The organism is Thermoanaerobaculia bacterium, assembly GCA_035593605.1.
GTDB lineage: Bacteria > Acidobacteriota > Thermoanaerobaculia > UBA2201 > DAOSWS01 > DAOSWS01.
Window position 1 is genome coordinate 45,890 of the sequence record DAOSWS010000016.1, and the last position, 12,538, is coordinate 58,427.

A 12,538-nucleotide genomic window follows, 5' to 3' on the forward strand; every position below is an offset into this window, starting at 1 on the left:
GTCAGCCCTCCTCCGGAGTCTTGTAGATGCCCAGTTTGTAGTACGGGAGCATATTGGCCTCCAGCCAGTTCAGGGACTCGGTTGGAGAAATTCCCCAGTTGGTCGGGCAGGTCGAGAGAACCTCGACCATCGAAAAACATGTTCCCTTCACCTGATATTCGAAGGCCTTTTTAATCATGGCTTTTGCCTTCACCGTTTCCATTGCATTATGAACAGAGGTTCGAGCAATAAAGGCAGGGGTTCGCAACGAAGAGAGCAGTTCAGCCACTCGAATGGGATATCCGGCCAGATTTACATCCCTTCCCAGAGGACATGTCGTCGCCACCTGTCCGGGCATGGTAGTGGGCGCCATCTGTCCGCCCGTCATACCGTAAATCGCATTATTGACAAAGATGGTCGTGAACTTTTCTCCGCGGTTTGCTGCGTGGACAATCTCTGCCATTCCGATGGAAGCAAGATCTCCATCTCCCTGGTAGGTAAAGACAATCAGTTCGGGGTGTCCTCGTTTGATTCCTGTGGCAACCGCAGGCGCCCTGCCGTGGGATGCTTCGTGAAAGTCACAGTTGAAATAATCATAGGCCAGAACGGAGCAGCCCACGGGAGCCACTCCAACGGTACGCTCCCGGACTCCCAGCTCATCCATGACCTCAGCCACGAGCCGATGGATCGTTCCATGCGTGCACCCGGGACAGTAATGGGTGATCACAGGCATGAGGGATTCGGGACGCTCAAAAATGGTGTGAGTGTTCATGCCTTCCTCCCCTTCTTGGCTTTCACCGGTTTCAGAATGGTTTCGATTTCATGGATGACCTCGTCCGGAGTGACAAGAATACCCCCCTGGCGCCCGTAAAAATGGACAGGAAGGTCATCCTTCACGGCGTACTTTACATCCTCCACCATCTGCCCCGTGGACAATTCCACGGTAAGAACGGCTTTGGCCTTCCTGGCAATTTTTCGAAGATCGTCGTAAGGAAACGGGTAGAGCGTCACAGGGCGGAAGAGGGCAGTCTTGATTCCCCGTTCCCGGAGTTCTTCGACAGCGGTCAGGCAGACGCGGGCCGGTGTGCCGTAGGCAACCAGCAGGACATCATAGGGCCCGTCAGCATACTGGGTGCTGAATCGGATTTCATCTTTTTCGATCCTGTCGTACTTGGCCTTGAGGTTCCGATTGTGCTGCTCGAGTGCCTCCGGATCGAGAATCAGGGAATTGATGATATTGGGCTTGCGTCCGACATTTCCTGTCGTGGCCCAATCCTTGGGTTTCAAAGGTTTACAGGGTTTACGCCCCTCCTTAAATTCGACGGGTTCCATCATCTGCCCGATGAGGGCATCGCCTACAACCAGAACGGGATTCCTGTAATAATCGGCAAGATCAAATGCGTCCTGGATCAGATCCGCGGCCTCCTGGACGGACCATGGAGCCAGCACGATGCATCGATAGTCTCCGTGGCCTCCCCCCTTGGTAGCCTGAAAATAATCACCCTGCGCGGGAAGAATTCCACCCAGACCCGGACCTGCGCGCATGATGTTCACAATGACGCACGGAAGCTCTGCGCCCGCGATGTAGGATAACCCTTCCATCATCAGGGAAATCCCGGGGGACGAGGACGAGGTGAAAACACGAACCCCCGATCCGGCTGCACCATAGAGCATGTTCGACGCGGCAACTTCACTTTCCGCCTGCACAAAGGTGCCCCCGACCTGGGGCAGACGGAGGGACATGTATTCCGGGATCTCGTTTTGCGGGGTGATCGGATAGCCGAAGAAGAGTCTGCAACCCGCCATGATGGCAGCTTCGCCGATTGCCTCCGCACCCTTTAACAGTTTTTTGGCCATACCCTTGCCTCCCTGAAATTGGTATCAGTACGGAAAGTACTTGTAGGTTGTCCCCAGCACGGCGACCTCAATCGCAGCGTCGGGACAGACAATGCCGCAGATCCTGCATCCGATGCATCGCGGCTGTTCGACAACCTTTGCGTAAAAGTACCCCTTGACATTCAATTCCTTGCCCATGGCCAGAATCTGTTCGGGGCAGGCCTTCACACAGAGCTCGCACCCCTTGCACCGGTTTGGATCGATGGTGACTTTCGGCATGCCGGCTTCCTCCTTTCTATTAAGCGACCACAGAGGGTCGTATAAAGCCTTTCACTTGAGCCCCGAAGGGCGGCCGGATAAAGGTACGGATCGGAAGGATTGGACAGGAAAAGCTGCTCGGGTCTAACTGTCGAACAATCTCTTCCTTGGCCACGACCCATTGTATCGGTAAACCTGCCAGCTCGGCAAATTTCCTGGTAATGTGAAAGCCGTTGAGAACCACATCCGGGGTGGTTTCATCCATAAGATGGGTATTGGCAATGATCCCGGTCACCTTCAATCGGCTGGTCGCTTCTATGGACTGGATCATGGCGAGGTTTCCATCGATATCCGAAGTCCGGGGACGGGAGTGGTTCACGACCATCAAGAGTTCAAGGTCCAGGTTGTTTAAAACGTCGTGAAAGGATGAAAGAACCCTGCATCCGTCAGCATCTCCAGCCACATCCATCACAACCCTGGATGATCCATTCTGCAGCACACCCCGAATTTCCGGCATGACAATCGGAAGATCGGCATATACTCTCTCCCCGGAAGGAATAATCATGGAGACTCCGGTGGAGACAAGAAAATTTCTTACCATACGGGATCGAAAGAAGGGTTTGACGATATCCAGATCAACGAAATAAACATCATTCTCAATCTCATTTTCTTTCAGCGCAAGATTAATCCCAATCTCAGATTTTCCGCTTCCAAAATGTCCGACCAGGATCGAAACGCGCGTAAGCATCCGGTCACCTTACCATACCGGGGGGTAAAATTCAATTCGCCGACTCCGGTGTTTCAAGAATTCAAAGGACCCGCACGGCATAATGTTAATGTCTCTAATTACAATTGTTAGAATATATCTTATAGATGCACTATAAGATCTATGCACACTATCACCTACGCCCCCTTGACATGAAAATATAAAATCACTATCCTTTGCTTAGCACTCACCCGGATCGAGTGCTAACAAAATGAAAACCACTATCTGTTGAGAAAGGAGCACGGTATGAAAATGAAAGTCAGACCCCTCTATGACCGCATCCTGGTCAAGCGCCTCGAGCCCGAAGAGGAAATGCGTGGCGGAATCATTATTCCCGACACGGCAAAGGAAAAGCCGATGGAAGGTGAAGTCATCGCGGCAGGTTCCGGAAAGATGGATGAGAACGGAAAGAGGATTCCCCTGGATGTAAAGAAAGGGGATCGAATCCTTCTCGGCAAGTATGCCGGCACCGACATTAAGATCGACGGGGAAGATTACGTCATCCTGCGGGAAGATGAAGTCCTCGCCATTATTGAAAAGTAAAAGGAGGCTATCATGGCGAAACAGATTATTTACAGTGAAGATGCACGACAGGCAATCCTCCGCGGCGTGAACAAGCTGGCCGACGCGGTGAAGGTAACCCTCGGTCCCAAGGGGCGCAACGTCATTCTTGAAAAGAAGTTTGGCTCCCCCACCATCACCAAAGACGGTGTCACCGTTGCCAAAGAGATCGAGTTAAAGGATCCGCTGGAGAACATGGGCGCTCAGATGGTGAAAGAAGTGGCCTCAAAAACCAGTGACGTAGCCGGGGACGGGACCACGACCGCTACGGTTCTTGCCCAGGCGATCTACCGGGAAGGGCTCAAGATGGTCGCATCCGGAGCCAACCCCATGGACCTCAAGCGCGGAATCGAGCTGGCTGTGAAGGAAACCACGAAGGCGATCGACGATCTTTCCAAGCCCGTCGAAACCAGTGAGCAGATCGCTTTTGTCGGAACCATTTCCGCCAACAACGACAGTGAGATCGGTCAGACGATCGCCCAGGCCATGGACAAGGTTGGAAAAGACGGCGTGATCACCGTGGAAGAAGCCAAGGGACTGGAAACCACCCTCGAAGTTGTGGAAGGCATGCAGTTTGACCGCGGTTACCTTTCTCCCTATTTCGTCTCCGATCCCGAGCGGATGGAATGCGCTCTGGACAATGCCGTCATCCTTCTCTTTGAGAAAAAGATCTCCAACATGAAGGATCTGCTTCCCATCCTTGAGCAGGTGGCCCGCCAGGGGAAACCCTTTGTCATCCTTGCCGAAGATGTGGAAGGTGAAGCCCTTGCCACGCTCGTGGTCAACAAGCTTCGCGGAACATTGAATGTTTGTGCCGTGAAAGCCCCTGGATTCGGCGATCGCCGCAAAGCCATGATGGAAGACATCGCCATTCTCACCGGCGGTAAGCTCATCAGTGAAGATCTGGGCATCAAGCTTGAAAACGTCAAGTGGGATGACCTTGGCCATGCAAAGAAGATCACGATCACCAAGGAAGACACAACGATCGTCGTTGACACCTCGGATAAAGCCCGCAAGGAAGCTATCGCCGGTCGGGTGAAGCAGATTAAGGCCCAGATTGACGAGACATCCTCGGATTATGATCGGGAAAAACTGCAGGAACGACTTGCCAAGCTCGTTGGCGGCGTCGCAGTGATCAAGGTTGGAGCCGCTACGGAAACCGAGATGAAGGAAAAGAAAGCGCGGGTCGAAGACGCCATGCATGCCACCAAGGCAGCCGTGGAAGAAGGCATCGTGCCCGGCGGTGGTGTCGCCCTTCTGCGTGCCATTCCGATTCTCGAAAAGTTAGCAACCGAAGGCGACGTTCATCAGGGCGTCAAAATCGTCATGAAATCCCTCGAAGAACCCCTGCGGTGGATCGTGAACAACACCGGCCTCGAAGGCAGCGTGATTGTGAATGAGATCAAGGGCAAGAAGGGATCCGTAGGTTTCAATGCTCAGACCGAAGTTGTGGAAGACCTCATGAAGGCCGGCATCGTTGATCCTGCCAAGGTCACCAAGAACGCTCTGTACAATGCCGCTTCTATCGCAGGACTGCTCCTGACGACCGAAGCTCTTGTTTCCGAGATTAAAGAGGATAAGGAAGAGAAGACTCCGCCCATGCCCGGCGGTGACATGTATTAATCGAACCTTCCCCACCTTACAGCTTTGCCCGGCCCCCTCGCCAGAGGGGGCCATTTTTATGAGTCTTATCGCCGGATCTCAATTACTATGACCCTGAACGCAGGGAGGAATCCCTCTGCTATAATTCTTTCCGTGCTTGTACTTATTGACGGCCACTCCAGCCTCTATCGCGCCTACTATGCGATTCGACATCTCTCCGCCAGGGACGGAACACCCACAAATGCCGTCTTCGGATTCGTTCAGATCCTCCATAAAATCCTGGATGATTTTTCGCCCGATCACTGCGGTGTAGCCTTTGACGTCGCCCGGAAAACATTCCGATCCGACCTCTACCCGCCTTACAAATCCACCAGGAAACCGATGCCGGACGATCTGCGCCCTCAGGTTCCCCTGATCAAGGAAATTCTGGGAGCCATGACCATTCCCGTTCTTGAAATGGAAGATTTCGAAGCGGATGACGTGATCGCGACCCTGGCAACTCAGACGGCAGATCGTGGAGATCACGTTCTAATTGTGTCATCCGACAAGGATCTGATGCAGCTTCTCTCCAACAAAATTCACCTCTATCACACATCCTGGGGGGAAGTCGTCACTCCGGCATCCTTTGAGGCCAGAATGGGATTTCCCTCATCGTGCATGACGGAATATCAGGCATTGTTGGGGGACAGCTCGGACAATATTCCCGGGGTCAGGGGGATTGGAGAAAAGGGGGCCCAGACCCTGATTCAGTCTTACGGAACCCTTGAGGAAATTTACAGTCACCTGGATGAAATCAAGGGTGCGACGGGGAGAAAGCTGGCCGAGGGAAGGGACCAGGCGTTTCTTTCCAGAGATCTGGCCACTCTGCGGAGAGACCTTCCCCTTTCGGTAGAAGAAGATGCCCTGGCCCTGACCCGTCCAGATATGGATGTCCTGAAGGAACTCTATTTACGCCTGGATTTCACCTCCCTCGCACGGAAACTGGAGTCCTCCGAAACCCGTACAATCCGTGAGGTCGAAGGCCCCCCTGACTGGCGCGGAATCGACCATGCCGCCATCGTGAAAGACGGCAGCGAAATCTGTCTCTCACCATCCCCTGACATTCTTTACAGTTTTTCCAGAGACATCTGGAAGACCCAGGCCAATAAGGGGAACATCTCATGGATAACTTTTCACGCCAAGGACCTCTACGGTACGGTTTTGCATCCCAGAGAGTCCGGAGGTGTCCCCATTCACGACATCGAACTGATGGCCTATCTGCTCGATCCTGGACGGGCCGGACTCGGGATAACCGATCTTGCGTCCCGCTACCTGGGACGGGGAGAGGTACACCATATCCCTCCCGTAATCCTGGAACTCTATCCGATTCTCCTGCATTCCCTCAAAGAGGAAGGACTTTTTGCTCTTTATGAAGAGATTGAGCTGCCCCTGATTTCCATTCTTTCGGCCATGGAGGCGGATGGTGTCTATGTCGACACTGGAATTCTCTATGAACTGGGAGACCGAATCGCAAAACAGATGGGAGAGCTTGAGAAGGAAATCTACGACCTGGCCGGACATCCCTTTAACATAAATTCGCCGAAACAATTGCGGGAGATTCTTTATGAGGAAATGGGTCTTCGGCCCTCCGGAGTAAAAACTGCGAAAACCAAACAGCTATCCACAGGAGAACAGGCTCTTCAGGATCTCATCAGCCGCGGCCACGCCTTTCCCGCCCTGATCCTGAAATACCGGGAACTTGCCAAATTAAGCGGAACCTATGTCGAACCCATTCCAAAACTGCTGGATTCCCGCGGACGCCTGCATACCACCTTTCACCAGACCACCACCGCCACCGGGAGATTATCTTCCTCAGATCCCAATGTCCAGAACATCCCGATTCGTACAGAGCTGGGGAGGGAAATTCGCCGCGCATTTGCAGCTCCTCCGGGGAGGCTTCTTGTCGCCGCCGACTATTCCCAGATCGAACTCCGTCTCCTGGCCCACTTTTCAGAGGATCCCGTTCTCCTTGAGGCTTTCCGGCGAGGGGCCGACATCCATACGGCCACGGCCGCCAAGGTTTTTCATATAAGCGAAGAGGAGGTCACCCCGGATCTTCGACGACGGGCCAAGACGATCAACTTCGGTGTTCTGTACGGCATGAGCGCTCACGGATTAAGTACGCAGATGGGAATTTCAAGGGAAGAGGCCCAGGATTTCATTACGGCCTACTTCGAAGGATTTCCGGGGATTCGATCCTATCTCGATGGAGTAATGGAGGAAACCCGAAACACCGGCCTGGTCCGGACGCTGAAAGGACGATTACGCCGACTCCCGGAAATTCACAGCTCAAATTTCAATATTCGGTCCAATGCGGAGCGAATGGCCATCAACGCACCTCTTCAGGGAACGGCGGCGGATATTATCAAGATGGCCATGGTCAGGGTATGGAGGGATATCCTTCGGGACTCGCAAGATGTTAAGATGGTTCTCCAGGTACACGATGAGCTCCTTCTTGAAGTCCCCGAATCAATCGCCGGGGAAATCGGGAAGAGGGTCAAGTCTATTATGGAGAGCGTCGTCACATTGCACGTTCCCCTTCAAGTGGATGTGGGTGTGGGCGCTCACTGGGAAGAGGTGAAATGAAACGAACGCTTTTGATCGCCATGGTATGGATGAGCTTTCTGGCGGGAATCTACGCTCAGGAACCCTTTCGGGATGCTGACACGGCCTATAACAGCGGCAACTATTCCGATGCCCTGAAGCTGTACCAGCGTGTTGCCGTCACTTCGACGGATGACGCCGTGCGCGCGGAAGCCTGGTTTCGATCGGGCTACTGTCAGTACGCCCTCGACAAAAGCCGGGACGCCATCACTTCCCTGGAAAACGCCCTGACCCTTAATCCTCGCCTTCAGGCCGATGTAAATATTTATCCGCCCGGATTTGTCGAACTCTTTGAAATCGCCCAGCTCAGAAATAATCTTCTGGACCAGCAGAGTCCGGCCACCCTCGAATTTCCTTCCATCGATCTTCCCCGGGAAGAGGTTGCCCTCCCGGAAATCACCTTTCCTGATCTGGTGCTTGAACCTCTTCCTCTGTCTCAACACTCTCCCTTTTCTATTCCCCTGGATAAAAACCCGGAGCTCTTGGAGCGGGATTTTCCGGGAAGCATGGATATTTCCGGTGAAATCGTGGTCGCCTTTACCGTGGATCAGAATGGAACGATCCAAAACATCGGAACCGTTTTTTCCGACTTCCCGGTATATGACCGTGCCCTGCTCTCCTATGCCCGTTTAAAATGGAAAATCGAGCCGGGAACAAAGGGTGGAAGACCGGTCCCGTCCGTTGCAGCCTACCGCCTCCATCTATCCTCGAAATTAAAAGGGATCAAGATTATTCGCGCCAATGTCCGGCCCGTGCTGGAATCGGACCCCATACCCGATTTCATTCAGGAACGTTACGTACCCGAGGCAGATTCTCTTCCCGGTGGAAGCACCTTTCTGGGTCCGGAATCGCTGGACACCCCCACGGCTGTCAAACGTGTCAAGGTGAACTTTGACAGCATGGATACACGGGGAACATTTCAGGGCGTGGCCATGCTGAATGCTTCGGGGAAAATTGTCCAGTTCAGAGCAACCGAGGCTTCCATACCCGCAGCCATTCCCGCCCTCCGGGAGGTTCTTAAAACCTGGACATTTGCACCATCGGGTGCCGGGGGCCGACCGGTCGCCAGCTATCTCATGGTTGACATCGAACTGCTCTACAGCCTTTCGGGTCCCGACCTGGAATCCTCCGAGAGATCTACCATTACGATTCTTCCTCGATGAGGCTTCACAGCGATTCTCTCTCCTGCGGACTTCAGGTGTACCACCTGGAGGACCCGGCCGCAACGGCCGCAAGTGTTCAGGTCTGGTATCGTATCGGCTGTGCGCACGAGCCGGAAAACAAGAGAGGAATTGCCCATCTTCTGGAGCACATGATGTTCAAGGGAACGGATTCCGTGGGTCCCGAAGAGCATGCAAGGACGATCCAGAGGCTGGGAGGCCAGTCCAACGCCTTCACCACAGAAGACGTGACCGTCTACTTTCAGACGCTTCCCGCGGAACACGGGCTTCGGGCCATTCATTTGGAAGCCGACCGGATGACAAACCTGGCCTTTCCGGAGGGCCACTTTCTCAAAGAGCGGGGCGTCGTACTCGAAGAGTACAGTGAACGGATCCTTAACCAGCCCGTCACAAGAGCCCTCCAATCGATACGCAGAACCATCTTTCAGGGCCATCCCTATGCCATCGATCCGGCCGGAATCCCGGAGCAGGTCGAATCCTTTTCCCGGGAAGACCTGGCAGAGTTCTACCATCGTTACTACCATCCAGCCAATGCAACGCTGATCACAGCCGGGCCCCACTCCTTCCAGGTGCTCCGGGAAGCGGCCGAATCAGCATTTGATTCCCATCAACGACCGGGAGATCCCGCTCCGGACATCCCCCCCTTTCCGGAGAATCCTCCGTCCCTCATCACCGATCGATCCCCCATTCGCGTCCACCTCCATTGCCGGGTGTACTATCTGTCCAGGAATCCGGAAAACTTCCATTCTCTTCAAGCCTTGAACCTTCTCCTTGGAGATGGAGAAACTGCCGTCATGAGACGGCGAATCGAACGAAAACGCATGGGAGTCATTCATGCCGGTACGTTTCACTACCCGACCCGTGCCGGCCATCTCTTCTTTGTCTACCTCGCTGTTCTCCCCTTTCTGGGATTCAGAAATGCCGCAGGAGAACTTTCCAGGATCATGGAGGGACCCACGCCCTTTTCACCGAAAGATCTGGAAGAGATCCGGGGACGGATTCGCATTTCCCTGGCCTCCCAGCTTATGGGTACAGAAAAGAAGGCGACCCGCCTTGGAGATTGTGTTGTCATGCGAGATGATCCTGATGCTTTTTTTCGTGATGATGAAACCTTTTCGACTCTTTCCTATGACAGAATCCATGAGACCTTTCGCCAGCTCCAGCAGGCCCGCTGGACAACGATCAACCTGAAGGCCCGATGGTCACGCGCCGGCAACTGAACTGGTCCCTGCTTTCTTCCGGTTCTTTCCTGATCACCGCGGAATCGGAGTTTCCTCCCTGTTTCCAGATCGGTTTTCTCTTTCCTGCAGGGTCGGCAGATGAAGCCGTCGGACTGGAGGGTCTATCTCAGATTGCCCTTCCCCTTCTGGGAAGAGAAACGTTGCGTCATTCCCGTACAGAACTGCAGCGGAATCTCGATCGACTCGGCGCCATCGTGGACAGTGACACCATGGAAGAAACATCCATCGTCACCATGGTCTTCATGGAAGATCATGTGGATGAATGCCTGTCTCTTCTCAGGGAGATCCTTACCGAACCCACGGTTCAGAAAAGAGATCTGGCCAGGGAGAAACGAAAGCTCCGTGCAAACTTCCAGATTCTGGATCAGGATCCCGACGTCGTAACTGAGGCCCATGCACGCACGGCCTATTTTGGTCCCGGCCATCCGCTCAGCCAGCAGGCCCGACCGAAAACAGTGGGGCGAATCAAGCTCCAGGACTGCAGACAGTTCTGGGAAATGCTGATGCGCCGGGGTCCTCTGGCTGTATTTTTCTCCGGTCCGGCTTCCCACGCCCGGCTTCGTGAACTCTATTGTCGATGGTTCGGGACCCTGCACACATCTTTCGGCTCGGCCATTCTTCCTGCTCCACGGGCGGAGCCGACCCGTCGCCTGCTTCACAGACCGTCCCTCCAGCAGGCGGCACTTCATGCCATTATTCCCACGGTTCCGCGGACCGAATCTTTGTACCTTCCTCTCCGCATCGGCCTCTATGCATGGCTGGAGGGCGGATTTTCCTCCAGGCTGATGACAAAGTTGCGGGTCGAACTGGGGGGCACGTACGGGATTCACGGGGCCTATCACACTCTTCGTGATTGCGGGTTTTTCAGTCTTCAGACATCGGTCAACACAGCGATGCTTGAATCCGTGCTGACGATTCTGTCCGAAGAATACACCCTCCTTCGTACACGAGGACTCAGCGATGCGGAATTTCAGGAAACGGTGGATTCGTTTATCCATGCCTTTCCACTCCTTTGGGACAGCACCCCGGAACTGGGATCCCACCTGCTGCGGCAGTATGCCCTGGGAGTCCCCCTGGAGACGGTTCTGGAATTTCCCGACAGAGTCCGGGCTTTGAAGCTGGAAGAGATTCAGAGGGCGCTTCAGGCTCTCCCCTCCACTCTTCCGATCCAGGTTGTAGCTGTTCCGAACGAATCCAATCTGCCTTCCTGTCTGAGCCACTACCGGAGACACCGATGGCTGGAATTCGCATCGTAACGTCTGCCACAACACCCCGTCCCCCGGGGCACCTTCCGGATCGGGGCTGGAGATGACACCCCGGAATTGGAGAATCTTTCCCTTTGAACTCTTTATCCTCCTGAACCTGCTGGCCACCGTTCTTTTTTTGCGAATTCACGGGATCGGTCTGACGGTTCGGACATTCACGAATGTTGCAAAGGTCAGCCTTCCCCTCTTCCTGCTCTATATGGCGGCAGGGCTGCTTCTGACAATCGGCCTTGCAGCCATTCGGAAAGACCTCGGGGATTATCTTCGAACCTTCTTCTCACCGACATCTCTTCTGGTTGCGGCCCGGATTCTACTCGGTGCCGTGATTCTCATGTACGGATATGTATGGATCAAACTGACCATCCCTCTGACTGCGGCTTCCACCGCAGACCTCTTCCTGTGGAAACTGGACATCCGGGTTCACATGGGTCTCGCGCCCTTTGCTGCAGTTCCTGAACTCCTCCACCGTGCCGGCCTTCTTCACCTGATCGACCTCTACTACGGAAAAATCTATCTTCCCTCCGTTCTTCTGGTTTTTGGACTCTGTTCGGTCCACCGTGAAATCCGCTTTCGACTGGCTTTCGCCCTGGGATATGCGATTGTATGGGGCCTTGGAGGCTGGCTCTACCTGACCCTTCCTTCCATGGGACCGTGTTATGAACGTCCGGCCCTCTATCAGGCCTATCAGGGAGAGCTGGCCATCTCCCGGAGCACACAGACCACGCTGAAGGACAACTATGACAGGGTGATGAGAGCCCGAAAAACGGGGACCATAGAGAAGCCGTTCAATCCCGGGTATGGAATTGCAGCCTTTCCAAGCCTTCATGTGGCAGCTCACGCATTTTTCACTCTCCTGTTCTGGCGCCGGAGTCGCAGTCTTTCCATCCTCTTTTTGAGCATGACCTTTCTTACCTTTATCGGGTCCCTGGCTACAGGCTGGCACTATGCCGTTGATGGATACGCCGGGATCCTGCTGGCTGTCCTGGCCTGGTTCGCGTTCCGGATAGCCAGCGAAAAACGTGAGCAGTCCACTTCGCAGGCCGATGCCGACTCCGGAAAAACCCGGGAACGGGCGTCATGATTCCAGGAGCGAATTCGTCTCCATGATGAACACAACATCCTGATACTTTCCCCGTTACGGCGTTATCCACTGCTGATCAAACTGAGCTGGACCGTGGGCATGCTGCAGGGATTGACAAAAATAAC

11 protein-coding genes are annotated in these 12,538 nt (G+C 54.2%); 7 read left to right on the forward strand and 4 right to left on the reverse strand.

Annotated features, from left to right (window positions below; translation table 11 throughout):
• Position 1: 1 nt before the first annotated feature.
• The 4 genes from PLD04_09290 to PLD04_09305 are packed head-to-tail and all read right to left on the reverse strand — an operon-like array spanning position 2 to position 2,821.
• Positions 2 to 751 (reverse strand): thiamine pyrophosphate-dependent enzyme, encoded by a 750-nt coding sequence (locus PLD04_09290; GenBank protein ID HXK68525.1) that lies wholly within the window; start codon positions 749 to 751, stop codon positions 2 to 4.
• The gene (locus tag PLD04_09295; GenBank protein ID HXK68526.1) at positions 748 to 1,836 is read right to left on the reverse strand and encodes a 3-methyl-2-oxobutanoate dehydrogenase subunit VorB; all 1,089 of its coding nucleotides are present in this window, start codon (positions 1,834 to 1,836) and stop codon (positions 748 to 750) included. Before PLD04_09295 ends, PLD04_09290 begins: the two co-directional genes overlap by 4 nt.
• A gap of 24 nt (positions 1,837 to 1,860) precedes the next feature.
• Entirely contained in the window at positions 1,861 to 2,127 is a 267-nt protein-coding gene (locus PLD04_09300) for a 4Fe-4S dicluster domain-containing protein (protein ID HXK68527.1), read from the reverse strand.
• Positions 2,114 to 2,821: a hypothetical protein gene (locus tag PLD04_09305; protein HXK68528.1), complete on the reverse strand. Its 708-nt coding sequence runs from the start codon at positions 2,819 to 2,821 to the stop codon at positions 2,114 to 2,116. Before PLD04_09305 ends, PLD04_09300 begins: the two co-directional genes overlap by 14 nt.
• 270 nt (positions 2,822 to 3,091) lie before the next feature.
• Between PLD04_09305 and groES the strand changes: the two genes are divergently transcribed.
• From groES to PLD04_09340, 7 genes are all read left to right on the forward strand, one after another.
• The gene (groES, locus tag PLD04_09310; GenBank protein HXK68529.1) at positions 3,092 to 3,382 is read left to right on the forward strand and encodes a co-chaperone GroES; all 291 of its coding nucleotides are present in this window, start codon (positions 3,092 to 3,094) and stop codon (positions 3,380 to 3,382) included.
• A 12-nt stretch (positions 3,383 to 3,394) separates the two neighbouring features.
• Positions 3,395 to 5,023: a chaperonin GroEL gene (gene groL / locus PLD04_09315; protein HXK68530.1), complete on the forward strand. Its 1,629-nt coding sequence runs from the start codon at positions 3,395 to 3,397 to the stop codon at positions 5,021 to 5,023.
• 132 nt (positions 5,024 to 5,155) lie between these two features.
• A complete protein-coding gene (locus tag PLD04_09320) occupies positions 5,156 to 7,627 on the forward strand; it encodes a DNA polymerase I (protein ID HXK68531.1) in 2,472 nt (823 codons plus the stop codon).
• The gene (locus PLD04_09325) at positions 7,624 to 8,808 is read left to right on the forward strand and encodes a hypothetical protein (protein ID HXK68532.1); all 1,185 of its coding nucleotides are present in this window, start codon (positions 7,624 to 7,626) and stop codon (positions 8,806 to 8,808) included. Before PLD04_09320 ends, PLD04_09325 begins: the two co-directional genes overlap by 4 nt.
• Positions 8,805 to 10,046: a pitrilysin family protein gene (locus PLD04_09330; GenBank protein HXK68533.1), complete on the forward strand. Its 1,242-nt coding sequence runs from the start codon at positions 8,805 to 8,807 to the stop codon at positions 10,044 to 10,046. Before PLD04_09325 ends, PLD04_09330 begins: the two co-directional genes overlap by 4 nt.
• Positions 10,025 to 11,323 (forward strand): pitrilysin family protein, encoded by a 1,299-nt coding sequence (locus PLD04_09335; GenBank protein HXK68534.1) that lies wholly within the window; start codon positions 10,025 to 10,027, stop codon positions 11,321 to 11,323. The genes PLD04_09330 and PLD04_09335 overlap by 22 nt, the downstream gene beginning before the upstream one ends.
• A 52-nt stretch (positions 11,324 to 11,375) precedes the next feature.
• Positions 11,376 to 12,413 carry a phosphatase PAP2 family protein gene (locus PLD04_09340; protein ID HXK68535.1) on the forward strand — a complete coding sequence of 346 codons (1,038 nt, stop codon included), beginning with the start codon at positions 11,376 to 11,378 and terminating at the stop codon, positions 12,411 to 12,413.
• Positions 12,414 to 12,538 lie beyond the last annotated feature (125 nt).